Source organism: Fibrella forsythiae (assembly GCF_017353175.1).
Classification (GTDB): domain Bacteria; phylum Bacteroidota; class Bacteroidia; order Cytophagales; family Spirosomataceae; genus Fibrella; species Fibrella forsythiae.
The window spans coordinates 148770-168073 of sequence record NZ_JAFMYW010000008.1 but is presented as its reverse complement, the minus strand read 5'-3'; the positions used below and the strand labels follow the sequence as shown (position 1 = coordinate 168073).

17 protein-coding genes are annotated in these 19304 nt (G+C 52.3%); 8 read left to right on the top strand and 9 right to left on the bottom strand.

Translation table 11 applies throughout. The features are described 5' to 3' along the window. Positions 1-7 precede the first annotated feature (7 nt). On the bottom strand, positions 8-715 hold the full coding sequence (locus J2I46_RS23760; protein ID WP_207331569.1) for a hypothetical protein: 708 nt from the start codon (positions 713-715) through the stop codon (positions 8-10). A 159-nt stretch (positions 716-874) separates the two neighbouring features. On the opposite strand from J2I46_RS23760, the gene J2I46_RS23755 reads away from it, so the two are divergent. The 5 genes from J2I46_RS23755 (at position 875) to J2I46_RS23740 (ending at position 5601) form a co-directional block, all read left to right on the top strand. Next, complete coding sequence (locus J2I46_RS23755; protein ID WP_207331568.1) at positions 875-1591, top strand: response regulator transcription factor; 717 nt, start codon at positions 875-877, stop codon at positions 1589-1591. Next, entirely contained in the window at positions 1588-2862 is a 1275-nt protein-coding gene (locus J2I46_RS23750) for a sensor histidine kinase (RefSeq protein WP_207331567.1), read from the top strand. The genes J2I46_RS23755 and J2I46_RS23750 overlap by 4 nt, the downstream gene beginning before the upstream one ends. 5 nt (positions 2863-2867) lie before the next feature. Next, positions 2868-3029, top strand: coding sequence for a DMT family transporter (locus J2I46_RS32935; RefSeq protein ID WP_229379916.1), 162 nt, complete (start codon positions 2868-2870; stop codon positions 3027-3029). Between the two features lie 12 nt (positions 3030-3041). Beyond that, entirely contained in the window at positions 3042-3290 is a 249-nt protein-coding gene (locus J2I46_RS32930) for an EamA family transporter (RefSeq protein ID WP_310589077.1), read from the top strand. A gap of 64 nt (positions 3291-3354) precedes the next feature. Further along, the gene (locus J2I46_RS23740) at positions 3355-5601 is read left to right on the top strand and encodes a TonB-dependent receptor (RefSeq protein WP_207331566.1); all 2247 of its coding nucleotides are present in this window, start codon (positions 3355-3357) and stop codon (positions 5599-5601) included. Positions 5602-5630: 29 nt separating this feature from the next. Here J2I46_RS23740 and J2I46_RS23735 read toward each other — a convergent pair whose 3' ends face one another. The 4 genes from J2I46_RS23735 to J2I46_RS23720 form a co-directional block, all read right to left on the bottom strand. Further along, positions 5631-6584, bottom strand: a complete 954-nt coding sequence (locus J2I46_RS23735) for a YjiK family protein (protein WP_207331565.1) — start codon at positions 6582-6584, stop codon at positions 5631-5633. A 16-nt stretch (positions 6585-6600) separates the two neighbouring features. Then, positions 6601-7716, bottom strand: a complete 1116-nt coding sequence (locus J2I46_RS23730) for a 3-keto-disaccharide hydrolase (protein ID WP_207331564.1) — start codon at positions 7714-7716, stop codon at positions 6601-6603. Positions 7717-7785: 69 nt separating this feature from the next. Continuing rightward, a complete protein-coding gene (locus tag J2I46_RS23725; protein ID WP_207331563.1) occupies positions 7786-10239 on the bottom strand; it encodes a TonB-dependent receptor in 2454 nt (817 codons plus the stop codon). Positions 10240-10397: 158 nt separating this feature from the next. Beyond that, the gene (locus J2I46_RS23720) at positions 10398-11189 is read right to left on the bottom strand and encodes a hypothetical protein (RefSeq protein WP_207331562.1); all 792 of its coding nucleotides are present in this window, start codon (positions 11187-11189) and stop codon (positions 10398-10400) included. Positions 11190-11409: 220 nt separating this feature from the next. Here J2I46_RS23720 and J2I46_RS33370 point away from each other — a divergent pair, with 220 nt between their 5' ends. Continuing rightward, positions 11410-13050, top strand: coding sequence for a gliding motility-associated C-terminal domain-containing protein (locus tag J2I46_RS33370; RefSeq protein ID WP_207331561.1), 1641 nt, complete (start codon positions 11410-11412; stop codon positions 13048-13050). Here the strand turns inward: J2I46_RS33370 and J2I46_RS23710 are convergent, their stop codons facing one another. Continuing rightward, entirely contained in the window at positions 13051-14202 is a 1152-nt protein-coding gene (locus tag J2I46_RS23710) for an acyl-CoA dehydrogenase family protein (protein ID WP_207331560.1), read from the bottom strand. 375 nt (positions 14203-14577) lie between these two features. Here J2I46_RS23710 and J2I46_RS23705 point away from each other — a divergent pair, with 375 nt between their 5' ends. After that, positions 14578-15891 (top strand): UDP-glucose dehydrogenase family protein, encoded by a 1314-nt coding sequence (locus J2I46_RS23705; protein ID WP_207331559.1) that lies wholly within the window; start codon positions 14578-14580, stop codon positions 15889-15891. 66 nt (positions 15892-15957) lie between these two features. Then, entirely contained in the window at positions 15958-16938 is a 981-nt protein-coding gene (locus J2I46_RS23700; protein WP_207331558.1) for a UDP-glucuronic acid decarboxylase family protein, read from the top strand. 225 nt (positions 16939-17163) lie between these two features. Here the strand turns inward: J2I46_RS23700 and frr are convergent, their stop codons facing one another. From frr to J2I46_RS23685, 3 genes are all read right to left on the bottom strand, one after another. Beyond that, complete coding sequence (gene frr / locus J2I46_RS23695; protein ID WP_207331557.1) at positions 17164-17724, bottom strand: ribosome recycling factor; 561 nt, start codon at positions 17722-17724, stop codon at positions 17164-17166. Between the two features lie 117 nt (positions 17725-17841). Then, a complete protein-coding gene (gene pyrH / locus J2I46_RS23690; RefSeq protein WP_207331556.1) occupies positions 17842-18576 on the bottom strand; it encodes a UMP kinase in 735 nt (244 codons plus the stop codon). A 222-nt stretch (positions 18577-18798) separates the two neighbouring features. Beyond that, entirely contained in the window at positions 18799-19296 is a 498-nt protein-coding gene (locus J2I46_RS23685) for an acyl-CoA carboxylase biotin carboxyl carrier protein subunit (protein ID WP_207331555.1), read from the bottom strand. Positions 19297-19304 lie beyond the last annotated feature (8 nt).

Below are 19304 nucleotides of genomic sequence, written 5' to 3'. Positions count from 1 at the left end.
GACGTTTCTATTGCTTCGGCTTATCGAAAACCGATTCATTGATCGCTGGATTTGCCTCGAAGGCGGTCAGGCGGACGGTTGCCGACTGGCCCATGGCTTCCGTTTGTACCTTATAGGGTAGGGTTAGCGCACCGGCCTTTTTATATTCATCATACTCCAGCGTGGCGTCTACAGTCTGGCCCATGGCCTGGATCGAACCCTTGCGCGACGCGATCAGGTACGTTGCCGGGTCAATGTAGAACGTTGATATACCTCCCTGAATGGGCATCGAAAGGGCGTAGTACTCTTTACCGTCTACTTTCTCTTTACCTTTAAATTCAATTTTCTGCCCCTTCCGTGAGGCGTTGGCAATTTCCAGACCGGGTAGAGTTACGCTCTCGATAATGGTTTTGAGCTGTTGCGCAGGTACGTCCTGAGGCGCGCTATCGCCTTGTTTGGCCCAGCCTGCATCTCCTTTTGTCACCACAACGATGTCGGTGCCGCCCATGCTCATCTCGATACGTGTTGCTTTGTCGAAAATAACGGTAGCCGTAGCATCAATGCTTTGCCCCGGGGCAATAGTTGACTGCGTAAATCTGGCCGATTTCAAGGCTTTCAGATTATCGAGACCACCAAGAGCAGCGATATGTTTGTCGATAACTTCGTTGAGTGTCTGTGCAAATGAGCCGACCGAAATCAGGAGAGCTGAGGTCAGCAAAATCATGTGTTTTTTCATGCGTTTGGGTTGATGTAAGCTACGTAAAGATACGAAATGGTTGCTTCTTGTTTTTTTACAAAGCAGGGCGTATTCCTGAATGCATATGGAATCTAGTTTGCCAGACGACACAGAATTACTACAGTTTTTGTGCGCATTTTTGAGCAAACGAACACGGCCATGAAAATTCTGCTGGTTGAAGACGAACCTGCGTTGCTGATGGCTATGCGGCAGTTTCTGGAAAAAGAGGGGTACCTCATTACAACCGCTACCAGCTTTACCGCCGCTTCGCAGGCAATCAACGATTACGGCTATGACTGCATTGTTATAGACTTGGGATTACCCGACGGGGATGGCCTGAACCTGATTCGGCAGCTGAAAGCGAATAATCTGACGGCTTCCCAAAGCAGATCCATGCCCGGTACTTCCATGCCCGGACTTATTATCATTTCGGCCAATGATTCGCTTGATGATAAGCTGCTGGGCCTTGAACTGGGTTCCGATGATTACATTACCAAGCCTTTCCACCTGCCCGAACTCAACGCACGTATCAAGTCTGTGCTTCGGCGCCGTGTCTTCGGGGGAAATAGCCTGCTTCGGTTTGGCGCTATTGCGGTCGATACGCAGTCGCACCGGGTTATGGTTCAGGAGCAACGCCTTGAACTGACAGAGAAGGAATATCAGTTGTTGCTATTTTTTATGGCCAATCCCAACCGGTTATTAACTAAAGCGGCCATTGCCGAATATGTTTGGGGTGATCATATGGACATGGCCGATTCGCATGATTTTCTGTACACGCATATCAAAAATCTGCGCCGGAAATTGATGGATGGGGGTTGCCCTGATTGCCTCAAAACCCGCTATGGAGCTGGCTATCTATTTGCTTATCCATCATGAGCCTGCTTCGTAAAACATTGCTGTATCTGTTATTAGTGGCTATTCCGGTGGCTGTTGGGGGCGGCTGGCTGTTTCACACGCTTATTCACCGGGGTATTCGTTACGAAGTAGACGAGCAACTCAGTAGTGATCTGGCTTACGTATCGAACCAGCTCTCATCGGCAGGTACGTTGCCGGGTCGGGAACGGTATCGAATAGGAAACCCGCATGTGACAATTGTACCGGCGAGTCGGCAGGTGCTCCCTGTTTTTACGGATACGCTTACCTACGACCTGTTTGAAAAAGAACTTGTTCCTGTTCGGAAGCTCCGCGCCACAATTCAGGTGGATGCCCAAGCGTATCTGGTGACGGTGACACAGGCGGTGGGTGAATTTGAAGAAATTGCCCGCCTCTTATCGGTCAGTATCATTGTGGTGTTTCTGTTACTGATGATCGTTCTGATTGCGCTAAACGGCTGGATCGCCCGCCAATTATGGCAACCTTTCTATACACTCATTGAGCAGCTACGCCAGTATCGGCTCGATGCCAGGACGCCCACTGTATTCACCGCCAGCAACATCGATGAGTTTAGCCAGTTGCAGGTAGCGTTGAATACCATGAGCCAGAACCTGCATCGGCAATATGCAGTGCAGAAAGAATTTACCGATCATGCCGCTCATGAAATGCAGACGCCGCTGGCTGTGGTCACCACCCAGTTGGATCAACTCCTGGCCACAGAGCCGCTGACAGATGAACAGGTGGCGTATATGGAGCAGGCGCAGGGATCGATACGGCGGCTGGTGCACCTGAACAGAAGCCTGCTACTGCTGACCAAACTGGATAACCAGCAGTTTACCGACCAACAGCAGGTTAATCTGAGCGAGATCGTGGAGAAACAGTATCGTAATCTTGAAGCATATGCCCACCATCGGCAATTAAACTGGATCAGCCACATTGTTCCGGACGTGTATCAACGAATGAACCCGTATCTGGCCGATGTGCTGTTTAGCAACCTGATCAAAAACGTGCTCGTTCATGCTCGGCCAGGTACAAACACAGAGGTGACTTTGACGGCGTCTGGCTTCAGCACTACCAATGCTGGGTCGCCATTGCCTTTTCCGGTCGAGCAACTTTTCGGCCGATTCGTTAAAAACCCTGCTCGTCCTGAGTCGACTGGCCTGGGGTTAGCGCTGGTAGAGCAAATTGCCGAGCGTTATGGCCAGACGGTGCAGTATCGGTACAATGCGGCAACCGCTTTACATACGTTCACCGTTTTATTTCCTGTTAACTGATGCGTATGCCAACCTGGGTAATCTACAGCCTGATCTCGATGTTTTTTGCCGGGTTAACCTCGGTTGTTGCTAAAATGGGGTTGAAAGACATCAGCTCAGATCTGGGTCTGGCCGTTCGAACGACCGTTGTGTTTGGGCTTGTCCTGCTCAACTTCCTGGTCTTTTAAAACGCCCGCGAGGTGAATCAGCTCACCGGGCGAATAGTGGCTTTTCTGGCCGTGTCTGGCCTCACAACGTCGCTTTCGTGGGTATTTTACTACAAGGCCATTCAGATTGGTCGGGTGTCAGATGTTGCCCTCATCGACAAGGGAAGCATCCTCATTACTATTCTTCTGTCTGTTACGTTGCTTCGCGAGCCAGTGACGCCAAAACTCCTGCTGGGTGGTTGCCTGATTCTGGTTGGTCTGCTGGTGATAGTCTGGCGTTGAAGGGAAATACGCTTCAGATTCTCGTCAAATTTGGGTAATACCTTCACGTCAACTACACACATACATGCATAAACGCGATACCACCCGCCTTGCCGGACTACTGATCCTGTGGCTCGTCAGCCTTGTTGTCCATGCGCAAACCGTGCAACTGCGAGTTGAAGATAGCCTCACTCACCAGCCCCTGGCCGGAGCAACTGTTCGAATTCAGACCACGCTGCCAACAGGTATGGTTGCTGATGCCAATGGCCTGGCCCGATTAACGAATCTCAGGCCGGGTAATACCAGCCTGGTGGTCAGTCTGGTTGGCTACAAAGATTCACCGTACACGCTAACGCTGCCACTAAGCAACCCCGATTCGGTGCTGACGATCCGGCTGGCGGCCGCCGAGGCAGCGCTGGAGGAAGTGGTGGTGACGGCGACCCGCACGAACCGGCGCATCGAAGACCTGCCCATCAAGGTAGACGTGCTGGGGCAGGAAGACATGGACGAAGAAGCCGCCGTGGTACCTGGCAACGTAGGCAGCATCCTGGGCGATATCTCGATCATTCACGTGCAACGTACCTCGCTGGCAACGGGTAATCAGGGTATCCGAATGCAGGGCCTTGATCCCAAATACACCCAGATTCTGCGGGATGGACTGCCTCTTTTTGAAGGCTTTTCGGGTAACCTCGGCGTGTTGCAGATTCCACCGCTCGATCTGAAGCAGGTAGAAATCGTGAAAGGTTCTGCCTCAACACTATACGGGGGCGGGGCCATTGGCGGCTTGATCAACCTGGTGTCGCGCCGCCCGAAAGAAGAACGTGAATTAACCGCTGTCCTGAACCACTCAACGCTGAAGGAAACGAATCTGAACGCCTATTACTCGGAGCAGTGGAGTTCAAAAGTTGGTGCGACCGTTTTCGGCGGCTATACCGATCAACCCGCCGTTGATGTGAACGGTGATGGCTTCGCCGATGTACCGCTGATCAAACAGTTTACGCTGCATCCGCGCCTGTTTCTGACGCCTGCGGAACGTACCCAGCTCAACGTTGGCTACACGCTGGTCGACGAAAAACGTACCGGTGGCGATGTAGAAGCCATTTATGGCCGGGATGCGACACGTACCTACGTGATTGATAACACTTCGCAGCGCCACACCATCGACGCCACGTTGAATCGGTCGTTCAGCCAGGTAAATACCTTAACGGCGCGGGGAACGGCCAGTTTCTTCGATCGTACGCAGGTAGATAACGGCTACCGGTTTGTAGGTAAACAACTGTCGGGTTATTTCGAAGCGGCCGATTATCTGGAGCATGGCCCACACACGATGGTAGCCGGGGTAAATCTGACGCTGGAGCAGTTTAGCAAAGGAGCCGGCGACAGCACACGCATCACCGATTACAAGTACCAAACCATTGGGGCCTTCGTTCAGAACGACTATAAGGTTGGCAAGGTGACGTTTCAGGGTGGTTTGCGGCTCGATCAGCACAACGTATTTGGCACCTTCTTTCTGCCGCGCCTGTCGGTGCTGGTGAAGCCCAGCGAGCAATGGAGCATCCGAACCAGCATTGGAACGGGTTATAAAACGCCCAACACCTTCTCAAACCTGACCGGTGCCGATGCCCGCACCAGCCTGAGTTATCGGTATCTGCTGCCAGTTAGCACCGCCACCCGCCCCGAACGCTCGCTGGGCGTGAACATGGACGTAGCTTTCCGGGGCAACATCGGTGAACTAAGTGTCCAGCTCGATCAGGCGTTTTATTATACCAGCATCAGCAATCCGGTGGTGGCCGTTACGTCGGCCAGTTCAACATCGGCCAGCCAGCGAACCGTGCTGCAAAACGCCGCCTACGACATTACCAGCCTCGGCACCGATACGTACCTGCGCCTGGAATACGACGAGATCGAATTTTACCTGGGCTATAACCACACGGCCATTCGGCGGGGCGATGCCGTGCGGCAGGGAAGCGATGTGACACCGATTGGCGCCAACACGTTCTTGCCATACAGTCCCCGCGACAAATTTTCGCTCACCCTGGCCTACAGCATTCCCGACAAATGGCGGTTCGGTATTGAGTCGAGCTGGGTAGGGAATCAGTATCTGTACGATAATCAGCTGGTGCCGAACTACTGGTTCTGGGCCGCTGCTGTTGAACGAATGCTGGGTAAAGTAAGCCTGGTGCTCAATGCTGAAAATCTGTTCAACGTGCAGCAGATCAACTATGGCTCGGTAGTATCGGGGCCGCGCAATAGCCCAAACACCGTACCGCTCTGGGGCCCGCAGGAGGGCCGAATCGTAAATCTGGCTCTACGGTATAAACTGCACCAGTAGGTGGCTTTTTCAGGGAATAAAAAAGCTGTCTAATTTCGTCGGTAGAAATAAAGCGGTTGCGCGAAAAAGAACGTTCGCTCGCTGGTGGTGTAGAAGCCGGCTCCATCGGTAGCCCAGCCTATGGCTTCGCCCTGCGGCTCATCGGCGAGGGGTAACAGGCGGGGCGCCCGTTTCAGCGCATCAACAATCGACTCGCCTTTCTGGCGGGTAAAATACCAGAGCTGGTGATAACTGCGTACCAGTATTTCGTTGCCCTCCGGCGAAATGGCTGCTGCGGTAACATTGCCCAATGGCATGATTAACAGCCTTTCCATGAGGGTCGTGCTGGTCAGCGATTGCGGGTAACTGGCTTTGTAAAGCGCGCAGTTCTTTTCTTTCGACAGGATATACAAATCCAACGTACCCGGATCGATCAGGATCGCCTCGGCGTTTCCCGGCCCGTCGGGAAACTGCAGTCTGATACTGTCGAAGGCTGAGATTGTTTCCAGAACAGTTGATTCGTTTTTTTTTAGCGTTGGTTCCGGGAATCGGTAGATGGTTTTAGTTGGGCGTTGGCTGCTGTTATCACCAATCTCGGCAACATATACGTAACTTTTCCCTGGCATGGGCCCCGGCCCAACGGCAATATCCTCCCAGTCAATATTGGTGATGCCCGCCAGTGTGTATCGCCCCGCCACTTCGCCTGCTTTATTGATCAACTGCACCTCCGCCGGATTGCCCGAGTCTTCGTCTGTCCAGAGGTAGCCGGGGTTTTGATGGCTGGCTGCCACCCCCGACGATTCCGACAGGCTGTTGTCGTCCAGATCGCCTAATTGCTCTGGTTTGGCAAACAAAGCCGAATCGGTCTTGATCTGGTTGCTCGTATAACTCACCTGTATCAGCGAGTCGGCAGCAGCGGTGACCATTGGTTCGTGGTTACTCCGCTTTTGATGACAACTGCTGACGAATAGTATGGCAATCAGAAAAAGAAAGGGAAATTTCATATCAGGCGGGTTCTGTTTAATGGCTTTGCAACATCACCTCAAGAGCAGGAACAGGGCCCAGAACCGTTTCAAGTCGTAGTTTGACTAACGTACCCGGCGCTGTGTTTGGTCTGACCCGAACGGGTAAACTGATCGACTTCCCCTTGGCCAGTTGGAGCGGGAACGCGGGTAAGTCAAGGATAAACCGGTCATTATCCGTGCCAATCAGCTCAACGGCAACCAACTCAACCAACTCTCCCTGATTCGTGATCCGCACCGTCTGGGGTTTATCGGCCTGAATGCCCCTGATCGCCAGTTTGTCAGCAACGAGCTTAGGCAGGCCTGACCGGGAAAAATTCACGGGGCGCAGTTCAATGTGGCGGTAATATACTTCGGCCCCTTCCGACTGAAACTGGAGCTTACCGCGGGTCGTTTGCTGCCGTAAGGCCGGGCGGTATGTGTTGAACAGGCGGTTCACTACGTACCCATTCACGATATAAACGGCGTCGGCACCCCGGGTAATCAGTTCGCCGGTTGTCCACTGGCCGTGCGGGCTTTCAAAATCACCTGAGCGGTACACCCGTCCTGCGCCGATGGCATCGGCATTGCGCTGGAGTGGCGCATCTGCATCGTACTGATCCAGCATGTTGCCGCGGACCGTAACCTTCTTCATCGGAAATTCAGCCGAGCCGCCACCAACCCCGAAGAAGTCGCCGATCTCGCCTTCCTGAATCTGTAGCTCGTTACTGCGCAGCCAGCAGTCATACGCAAACGTCATAGGGCCGGTAGCGTGGTACAGCAAACCCGCATCGCGCTTCGTCGTGTCGCTCGGGTACCATTTCTTCGCGCCCCATTTGACCTGAAAGCGGAGGTGATAATTTTCGAATTCCTGTCTGGTACTGATGCCACCCCACATTTGCCCCGACACGTGAATAGCTCCTTCTGCCACCGTAAAAACGCGTAACGGATCGTTGTTGAGGCCAAATGGTGGTTTGTCTGTGCCTTCGGGCTGGCGCAGGTACGTATCCCAACCCACCAGGTTTTTACCGTTGAACAGCGATGTCCAGCGGCTGGCGGTAATCGGTTGAGCAGACAGGAAATAGGTAGGGTAGGCTAAAAACAGAATAAGGCAGTGACGGGCAATCTTCTTCATGGTAGTCAACCGTATAAGCATGTGCGGCCAGTTGTGGGGATGGCCGTCGTAGGATGCCTAAATGTAGGGCTAATTGCTGAAGTCAACGTCGGGCCGGTCATTCCGTTCTTTCCGTTTGCTGGCATCGGCGCCGCCCAGTGGTATCTGAACAGTTACTTTGTAGAAACGTACCTCGCGCCGGTTCATCGATTGCTGGAAAACGGTCGGCTGCTCGTAGGTAGTCAGGAATCGCCGCGAATTGAAGATGTCATTGACAGTAAACACCAGGCTCCCCCGGTTTTGCCAAATTCCTTTCCGTAAAGCGAAATCAGCCGCATTTACTGGCAACCGATAGCCCTGTAGCTGCACCGATCGGCTATCGCGGGTACCGGTTAATTGCGCCGTGATGTTGGCTGGGAAACGGTACGTCAGGTTGATTTTGGCGTTGTACACCCATAGCTGATTCTGCGTGGTAGCCGACTGAATGGCAAAGTGGCGCACGTTCAGGCTGCCCAGTAAGCTCAGATGCCGTCCCAAATCCATCTTCAGCGTTTGGTCGAGGCCATACTGAATATCGGCTTTGACGTTCACGAAAGTGGTGACGAGTAAGGATGAATCAGTAAGCGAAGGCTGCACAAAGGGCTTGATGGTGTGGTCTTCGTAGATGTAATACGCCGTTGCCAGCCACTGCGCCGAACCAATCGTGCGGTTATAAATCAGTTCGGCGGTGTTCACAAACTCCGGACGAAGGGCTGGGTTACCGATCGTGATATTCTGCCGGTCGCTCGCCTGAATACTGGCCGACACCTGCCGGAAACCGGGACGACCCACTTTACGGCTCAAGCTCAGGCCCAGTTCGCTCAACTCACTAAGTTTCTTCGTGGCCGAAAAAGTAGGGAAAAAAGCCTGAAACCAGTTCTGCCCCGTCTTCGACGGATAATTGTACCCAAACGAACTGTTGTCAAACCGGTTCTGCCCCGTCAGACTCGACTGCTCGAGCCGCAGACCCGCCTGAATGCCAATGCCATTACGAAGCTGTTTAGTGTACATACCATACACCGCGTTCACGGTTTCGGTGATCGCCGCATTCTGCGAGAAAGGAATCACAAGTTGATATGCCTGCGTAACCTCCAGTTGCTGATTGAAGAAATACTGCAGGTCGCGGCTGAACGTGAAGCTGCGGGCGCCAAATTCCCACCTGGCCGAATCGCCCAATGGCCGCACGTAATCAAGCTGGGCCAGGTATTGTGTTCCTGCCGTTCGTCCGTTGATGCGGTCCCGTTCGGGGAAATTTGGCTGGCTCGTACCGTCTGAATTGAAGGAAGTTGTATACCACTCAGCCGCGTTGGAAACCTGGTTACGGTTGATCGACGTGGTCAGACTAAGCTCTTGCCCTTTCCGCGCATAACTGTGTTTCCAGTCAAATTCAGCCCCTACGTTGGTGAAATTGTTATGTGGGTCAACCGTGCGGCCGCCGTATCCGGTTCGGTTACCGGCTGCATCGCGATAGGTGTATTGCTGGTCAGATGCGTTGTTGAACGCGCCTGCTGCCACCGTACCAGCCACCGTCAGCACGTCTCTGGGACTGGCGGTGTAATCAGCGGCAATACGGCCATTCTGGAATGTATTATTCAGTTGGATGGCCGTATTCTGGTCGAAAAAGCCTGTTGACTGCCCGGTCGCTGCATTCCGGTTTACGCGGTTCGTGTAGCCGGTCAGCGGGTTTTGTGTGGCGTTCAGGCTGTAAAGACCCGTTACATTCCAGCGGCCCTGCCGCCAGTCTACATTGGCGGTGGCATCGTAACGATGATTGTTACCGATGCCCAGGCTAATCAGTCCGTTGTAGCCCGGTTGCCGATTTTTTTTCAGCACCAGATTCACAATGCCACCCGAAGTAGATGCGTCGTAGCGCGCTGATGGGTTTGTGATCACCTCCACCGACTCGATCTGATTGGCCGGAATCTGCGCCAGCGTAAGCTGCGTTGGTTTCCCGTTGATGTAAATCGTTGTGGCCAGATTGCGCAGGGTAGCGTTTCCGCTTTCGTCAACAATGATCGACGGTACATTGCGCAGCAGCGCCTCGGCAGTGCCACCAACCGTAGTTATGTTTTTGGCTACGTTGAAGACCTGCTTTTCGGTACTCAGACTGATCGCCGCTTTTTCCCCCGTTACTTTCACTTCATTCAGCAAACGCGAATCGGAGCGAAGCGATAACGTACCCAGGTCGCTTGTAGGTTGGCCGGTGGTCAGCGCAACTGCCTGACCATTGGCAACGTACCCAACAAACGAAGCAACGGCCCATAGCCGCTCAAAGGGCAGATTTGGTACCGAGAAACGACCCTGATCGTCGGTCTGTGCTCCGCCGGCAAGCGTGCTGTCGGTGCCTGTTTTTTTCCAGACGGCTACCGTCGCAAAAGGCATTGGCTGCTGAGTAACGGCATCTATGATACGCCCGGTTAGCTGACCGCGTGCCGGCGTTTGGCCATATGCCGATAAACCAATAGAAAAAGTGATTCCGACAACAAGAAGTAGACGATGAAGCATGTAAAAAATGAAAGCGGCAGTTCAGATGTAGCCTTCTGAAAAGCCGCCGTTGAGTTGAATTAGTTCAGAAAGCTAAGTGCGAAATCTGAAGAGAATCGGGAGTTTAACAATAGCTTTTCGCTGATAGAATGATGTGTAGACAGGATTGGCTATTTTCTCTATTTCGAGCCTGATACGTTGAATACTCTGGCCAGCTTTTTCTCCAGATCACTTTCCAGTTTGAGCAACCCCTCCTGGTTAGGCAGGTAGGTTAGCGCCCGGTGATGCCGAAGGTCGAACGGAATGTCGCCTACGGATTGGGTGATCGGAATAACCAGTTTACCCAATGTATGAGCCACCCCGGTCTCATAAAATACGTTCGGATTCCGGTCGGTAAAGTCAGTGATAACGGCGCGGCTGGTAAAAATAAGGTCGAACACATCCTGAATCAGAATACTGTTGTCCCAGATATCGTCGGCACGGCGGCAGGTAATGTTCAGCCGGGCACACACATTTCGAATGGCCAGGTACGTTCCGTTGAACCGCCCCTCAAATGGCATCATCACGGAAAGCACATCCGGCTCAACGGATTTGTCGGGGATCTGAAAAACATCGGGCGCAAACCGGATGACCCGTTCAGGAATAACGGTACGATTTGTTGAAACAAACTCATTCGTCGGCTTACCGGCAGGCAACTTTTCTCTGGTTTTTTTCTCTGCAATAAACTGTTCAATATCGGCTAAATAGCCAGAATCTGTGCCAACGATACGGGCCAGTACCTGCAGGCTGTTTCCTTCATAATCATCATCGTTGAAGTCGAGGCTTCGCAAGAGACGCGGGTGGTCTTCGATCAAATCGAGACTGTTGGTCAGGTAGGCCAGTTTAATCCAGTCCATCTTGGTAAACTGGTCTCGAATGTATTCGTGCAGCGCAAAAAGCTGCTGCATTTGTGGTTGAGTAAGTCGGATCATAGCCAGATCAAATAAATGTCTTTATGTTTTACTTGTGATATATAAATGCAATAATATTCAATAGTTTAAATATAATATTCGCAGTCTGTTACTTTTAATAAGAATACCTCGTCAGAAAAGCAGTATTCGTGTGATTATCATAGATTTACATACCGAATTGGTCAGCGTATAAGTCGTGTTGACGACGGGTATATATGCACTAAAAAATATGGTCAGGTACGTGTTTGTACTTTTTCTTCTTCTGGTTTGCCGGTTGGGATGGGCATCGCACATCATGGGGGGTGAACTCACCATGCGGCAGGTTAACAGAACGCCGGGCCTTTTTCTGGTGCAGATGAACCAGTACTGGAATGAACTGAACGCCAACACGGGCAATCGGGACCCGAGCGCCACCGTGGGTATTTTCCGGAAACGGGATAACGCCCTGATGGATACCGTTCGGCTGCTTTTTCGACAGGCTAGCTCCGTTGCGTATAAAAACGTGCTTTGCGCTCAGCAGCGAAATCTGCGCACCCTGAAAGCTGTCTACAACATAAATTTCCAGTTCGATAAAAGCCGGTATGCCGACCCCGACGGCTATTATATTTCCTGGGATCGTTGCTGCCGAAACAACGATATCAGCAATCTGGCCAACGGCGCCAATGTAGGTATGCTGTTTTATATGGAGTTTCCGGCCATGATGCGAAACGGAGCCGACATACTCAATTCATCACCCGAACTGGTGTTTCCAAACGGGGAATACATTTGCCAGGATAAACTCTTCACTACCGATTTCAGCGCCATCGATGCCGACGGTGATCAGCTTCGGTATTCGCTTGTAACCCCCATGCGCGGATTCACGTCGGTTGCCGATCCGTTGGTTACGCCCATTTCTCATAGTTCATTTCCGCTTGTTTCCTGGGCGGCGGGGTTAAGCGAACAAAATGCCATTCCCGGTAACCCGGCCTTACGTATCAGTTCAACGGGTAAGCTGACGGTGAAGGCAACTAGGCAGGGTTTATTCCTTTTCACCGTGCAGGTAGAGGAGTGGCGAAACGGTGAACGGATTGGCCTTGTTCGACGCGATTTTCAGTTACCGGTTGTGGAATGTACCACCACGACGCCACCACCTGCCGTGATCCTGAGCAAGGGCCTGCCCTTGTCGGCGGTTGCGGTGTGTTCGCCAGCCTCGGTGACGCTCACAACCGATAACGACCCGAAATGGTCGTATCAGTGGCAAAAAGATGAGAGCAATTTGATAGGGTCTACCGGGCCAGTACTGGTGGTGAATTCGTCAGGTACGTATACGGTCGTGAAAAGCTCAGCTACAACCTGCACCAACGAAACCAGTTCGCAGGCGGTGGCCGTAACGGTGTCGCCGGGGCTGACGCTTACGGGCGAAACGTACTACCGAATTACACCGGGCGTTGGCGTGCCACTACCCGTTCAGGCCAGCCTGCCCAATACCCTACTGACGTGGACTCCGCCACGGTATCTGGACGACCCCACGTTGAGCAGCCCGCTTTGCACTCCCCTCGATTCCATAACGTATCAGGTAAACGGGCTGAGCGAAGCGGGGTGCGAAGCCAGTATGCGAATTCGGATTGTCGTGGCCAACCGGTTATTCATTCCGTCGGCGTTCACACCCAATGATGACGGTAAAAACGATACCTGGGCACTTCGGAACATCGAATCGATGCCCGATGCCGAGGTGTTTATCTACAGCCGTTGGGGCGGTGTAATTTTTCACTCGAAAGGCTATGCAACACCCTGGGCGGGGCGGGTAGGTGATACTCCCGCCCCGCCGGGTATCTATACGTACCTGATTCGTACAGGCTTCCCCGGCGAAGAATACCGGGGTGAACTAACGCTCCTGCGCTAACTACATGATGTGCCGGGCAATGACTACTTTCTGAATTTCGCTGGTGCCTTCGCCAATGGTGCACAGTTTGGCATCGCGGTAAAATTTCTCGACCGGGAAATCCTTGATGTAGCCATAGCCGCCCAGAATCTGAACGGCCTCGTTGGCCACCCGTACTGATACCTCCGACGCAAACAATTTCGCCATGGCCGACGCCTTGGTTACGGGTTTATGCTGATTTTTCAACTCGGCTGCGTGTTCGATCAGGAGCCGCGACGCTTCGATGTCGGTAGCCATATCGGCCAGTTTAAACGAGATTCCCTGAAAATTGAAGATTGGCTGGCCAAACTGTTGCCGCTCCTGAGCGTAGGCTAGTGCGGCTTCGTAGGCACCCATCGCAATGCCCAGGCTCAGCGCAGCGATGGAAATACGACCACCGTCCAGGATCTTCAGCGATTGAACAAAACCTGCTCCCACTTCGCCAAGCCGCTGGCTGTCGGGGATGCGGCAATCCTCAAAAATCATTTCGGCTGTTTCGGACGCCCGCATACCCAACTTGTCTTCTTTTTTACCCCCGCGGAAGCCGGGCGTATTGCGTTCGACCACGAAAGCCGTGGCGTTATGCGGCGTGTTTGGCTCGCCGGTACGGGCAATGACAACCGCCACGTTGCCCGACCGGCCGTGGGTGATGAAGTTCTTGGCCCCGTTCAGGATCCAGTCGCCGTTTTCCTGCCGAACGGCGCGGGTGCGCATGTTGCCTGCGTCAGAGCCTGTATTGGGCTCGGTTAGGCCCCAGGCACCAATATGTTCGCCCGAAGCCAGTTTGGGCAGGTAGGTCTGTTTCTGTTCCTCGCTACCAAACATCAGGATGTGGTTGGTGCAAAGCGAATTATGAGCTGCCATAGACAGGCCAACCGCCCCGTCGACCTTCGAGAGTTCAACAATGGCAGCTACGTATTCGTGATAGCCCAGCCCGGCACCGCCGTAGGTTTCCGGGACAAGCATTCCTAAAAGGCCCAGGGATCCCATTTCCCTAAATTCGTCGGCTGGAAAATGTTGCCGCTCATCCCAGTCGCGAACGTGCGGAGCCAGATGGCGAAGGGCAAATTCCCGCACTGACTCACGTATGAGTTGTACAGTATCAACTTGGTTTTCTACTATTTCGCTAGTCATGAAGCTGCGTTAAGGGAGTTCTGTATTGATGAAGTATTCAGTAATATACACCCGGATAACCAAATTCCGGACGTGTTGTTGACGCTGGCCATTCGATAAAAAATGCACGGAATCGGATATTCGGAAATTGTCAAAATAGTGTAGTTCCTTCCTGATAAATTACCATATAATCGAGGGCAAATCCGGTGTTTTGGCCATAATATGCCTGTGTAGATAATGCGCAAAAAAAACACTAGGTCAGTGTATTGCGTATCAAACTCGTCCTATTCCGAAAAACATCTATTTTTGTGACCGCAGAACGGGCATGTCAAAATAGTACAATATGATCTGTGGCCGATCAGCCTTAAAAACGTCTAGAGAATATAATCCTTTTTTATGAAAATAGCAGTAGTAGGTACGGGGTACGTGGGGCTGGTTACCGGCACCTGCTTCGCCGAGACCGGCAATCAGGTTACCTGCGTCGACATCGACGAGCGGAAAGTTGAAAAACTTAATAACCGCATCATTCCCATCTACGAACCCGGCCTCGATGTGCTGTTCCACCGGAATGTGGAAGAAGGGCGGTTAAAATTCACCACTAATCTGGCCGAAGGTATCAAAGGTGCCGAAGTTATCTTCCTGGCCCTGCCAACACCTCCGGGCGAAGACGGTTCAGCCGATCTGAAGTATATTCTGGGTGTGGCCAATGATCTTGGCCCTATTCTGGAACAATACGCCGTTATTGTTGATAAGAGTACCGTTCCGGTAGGTACGGCCGAAAAGGTACATGCCTGCATCGTTAAAAGCGCCAAGGTTGATTTCGACGTGGTGTCGAATCCCGAGTTTTTGCGTGAAGGTGTGGCGGTGGAAGACTTTATGAAGCCCGACCGGGTAGTGATTGGCACCAAGTCAGATAAGGCGAAGGCGGTGATGAACCGGTTGTACGCGCCGCTGGTCAGGCAGGGAAACCCCGTCATCTTCATGGACGAGCGTTCGGCCGAAATGACCAAATATGCTGCCAACGCATTTTTGGCAACCAAAATCACGTTTATGAACGAGATTGCCAACCTGTGCGAAAAAGTAGGTGCCAACGTTGACGATATCCGGAAAGGGATCGGAACCGACAGCCGGATTGGTAAGCGCTTCCTGTTTGCCGGCATCGGCTACGGCGGTAGTTGCTTCCCGAAAGATGTACAGGCGCTGGCCAAAACCGCGCAGGACTACGACTACGACTTCAAAGTGTTGCAGTCGGTAATGGATGTGAATAACGCCCAGAAGAAACGCCTGTTGCCAGTTATCAAGAAGCATTTCGGCGATGATCTGAAAGGAAAGACTATTGCTGTCTGGGGACTTGCGTTTAAGCCTTATACCGATGATATCCGGGAAGCACCTGCGCTGGACAATATTCGTGAGTTACTGGCCGAAGGTGTGAAAGTCACGGCCTATGATCCGGAAGCGATGGAGAATGTACGCAATATTCTGGGTAACCAGATCACGTTTGCACACACGTCATACGCCGCCCTGGATGATGCCGATGCGCTGGTGATCATGACCGAGTGGCCTATGTTCCGCACACCGGAGTTCGAGAAAATGAACCTGCTGCTGAAGAGCAAAGTGATTTTCGACGGTCGCAACGTCTACGAACTCGAGCAGATGCGCGAGATGGGGTATACCTATTACTCGATTGGCCGCGAAGTTGTAAACAGTTAAGAGGCTTTGGTGTAGCCTCCTTCATAGAGTTGGGGGTTATGCCGAAGATGAATTCACAGAGGAACTATGAAACGTGTACTTATTACCGGAGGTGCCGGTTTTTTGGGATCGCATTTATGCGATCGGTTTATTAAAGAGGGCTATCACGTTATTGCGATGGATAACCTGATCACGGGCGACCTGCGCAATATCGAGCACCTGTTCAAACTGCCCAATTTTGAGTTTTATCATCACGATGTGTCCAAGTTCATCCACGTACCTGGTGAACTCGATTATATTCTACACTTCGCCTCACCAGCCAGCCCGATCGACTACCTGAAAATTCCGATCCAGACTCTGAAAGTGGGTTCACTGGGCATTCACAACTGCCTTGGTCTGGCGCGGGTGAAAAAAGCGCGGGTACTCATTGCGTCTACGTCGGAAGTATACGGTGATCCGAACGTTCATCCGCAGCCGGAAGAATACTGGGGCAATGTGAACCCGGTTGGTCCGCGTGGCGTATACGACGAAGCCAAGCGGTTCCAGGAAGCAATGACGATGGCCTACCATACCTACCACGGCCTGGAAACCCGTATTGTCCGGATTTTTAATACGTATGGTCCCCGCATGCGCCTCAACGACGGTCGGGTGTTGCCCGCCTTTATTGGACAGGCACTGCGCGGTGAAGACCTGACGGTATTCGGCGATGGCTCGCAGACTCGGTCGTTCTGCTACGTGGCGGATCTGGTCGACGGAATTTACCGGCTGTTACTAAGCGATTATGCTTATCCGGTCAATATTGGTAACCCGGTCGAGATTACGATCAAAGAATTTGGGGAGGAGATCATCAAGCTCACAGGTACGTCGCAGAAGCTGATTCTGAAGCCGTTACCGGTCGATGATCCCAAACAGCGGCAGCCTGATATTACGAAAGCGCGTGAATTGCTGGGTTGGGAGCCTAAAGTGTCGCGCGAGGAAGGGCTGAAAATTACGTATGATTATTTCCGCAATCTGCCCAAAGAAGAACTGTATTCGGCGGCCAACCACCGTGATTTCGCCAAAAAGTAAGGTGTATCAGTTCCAGCGATTATATTTACGTTCGGTAAGTCCATAGGGCTTACCCATTTAGCTGTCTTTAAAAAACCTGCCTGCTCTCGCTTGCAGGTTTTTTGTTGTTAGTACTGTTTCAACGCAAAGGCACAGAGGTGTCATAGAGAACCCGGAGTCTTGTTCTCATAGGCTGATTACTCCATATTCTCTATGATACCTCTGTGCCTCTGCGTTGAAACAGAGTTAGACCGTCAGGATATCTTTCTCCTTGGCTGCGTAAGTGTCGTCAACGCGGCTGATAAACGAATCGGTGAGTTTCTGAACGCGCTCTTCGCCTACCTTCACGGCATCTTCCGATACACCTTCTTTCGTCAGTTTACGGATAGCGTCGTTGGTATCTTTACGGATATTACGCACGTTCACTTTTGCCACTTCAATCTCCTGCTTCACGCGCTTCAGAAGGTCGCGGCGGCGCTCTTCGTTCAGCGGTGGAACGCTCAGACGAATCAGCTCGCCATCGTTCATGGGCGCAAGGCCAATGTTGCTGTTGCGAATGGCCTTCTCGATTTCACCGATCATTTTCCGGTCAAATGGCTTGATGGCGATCGTTCGGGCGTCTGGAGTGGTAACCGACGCCACGTTGGTGATGGGTGACTTAGACCCGTAATAGTCGACCTGAATACCGCCAAGCATATCAGGCGAGGCTTTACCTGCCCGAATTTTGGTCAGCTCGATAGACAAGTGTTTGAACGCCTTCTCCATCGTCTCTTTGGCGTCATCGAGGTATAATTCAATCTCTTCCATAAGAAATCAGTTTACTGTTTACAGTTTGCTGTTGCGCTGCTTCTGGACAGATGTAGACCTGAAGCGGCGCAACAGTAAACCGGTCCGCCGGTGCGGGCAAACTGTAGACAGTAAACTCTATTTTGTTGGTAACTCTACGGTGATTAACGTACCTACATCTTCTCCCTGAACGAGGCGCAGCAGGCTACCAGTCTCGTTCATGTTGAAAACGATGATGGGCAGGTTGTTTTCCTGACAAAGTGTAAAGGCGGTTAAGTCCATCACGCTCAATTTCTTTTCGTAAACGTCCTGAAACGTAATGTGCGTGTAGCGTGTGGCCGTTTTATCTTTCATGGGGTCGGCGGTGTATACACCATCGACTTTCGTGCCTTTCAGCACCACATCGGCTTCGATCTCGTTGGCGCGCAGCGCGGCCGTACTGTCGGTAGTGAAGTAGGGGTTCCCCGTTCCGGCTCCGAAAATAACGATGCGTCCTTTTTCGAGGTGCCGAACGGCCCGCCGACGGGCGTAGGGTTCGCAGATCTGCTCCATCTTGATGGCCGACATAACGCGGGTAAATAACCCCTGCTTTTCAAACGAACTTTGCAGGGCCATGGCGTTGATCACCGTGGCCAGCATGCCCATATAATCGCCCTGAACGCGGTCGATGCCCGAGCGTTCGCCTGATACGCCCCGGAAGATATTGCCCCCCCCAATCACGACTGCCACCTCGACGCCCAGTTCGACGACCTGCTTGATTTCTTTGGCATATTGCTCCAGAATGGCCGGGTCAATGTTGTAGCCGCCAGGGCCTGCGAGTGCCTCGCCGCTCAGTTTGAGCAGGATTCGTTTGTACTTGGGTTGTTGAGCCATACAGAGGTGCCTTTTTTGCGGGGGCAAAGATAAGGAAACCCGCGAAAGGTAGGAAAGGCGCACGCTAGGAAAGGAGCGATTCCATTTAGATAGGATCGTTCAGTTCCTGTAGCCTGTTAAGCCGGGTACAATGGTCAGCGGAGGATAGCTGCTATGAGTGCAGACCCGAAAGCGGTAAACAATTAGTATTAATGAAGTGCGGTAAAAGCGGTGTTGACCGTTTTAAAACTCTACCAATACCTGCCCTTTTTCGACCCGGTCGCCTTTCTGCACTTTGATAGCTTTCACAATGCCGTCGCCGGGGGCCTTGATGCTATTCTCCATCTTCATCGCTTCCAGAATCAGCACGGTATCGCCTTTGCTTACCGTACTGCCAACTTCCAGGCTGATGCCGACAATAAGGCCGGGCATGGGGGCTTTGATGTTGTTTACCTTACTGGATGCTGCGTTGCTCATGCCCATTTTTTCGAGCAGAAGATCGAACCGGTCTTTCGCCACAATGTCATGAATCCGCCCGTTGATTTTCAATTGTACTGTCTTCGTCGCCGCGTCAACCGATAGTACTTCCACTGAATAAGACTGATCATCTTTCAGGATATGATACTGACCTTCGCCTAGTTTCGACAGATCCCACGTGTAGGGATGGTCATTCAGCATGATGCCCGTAGGCTGAATATCGATACTGACGGGAGCGGCGTTGTTGACGGAGGCAGTGTACATGGGAAAGG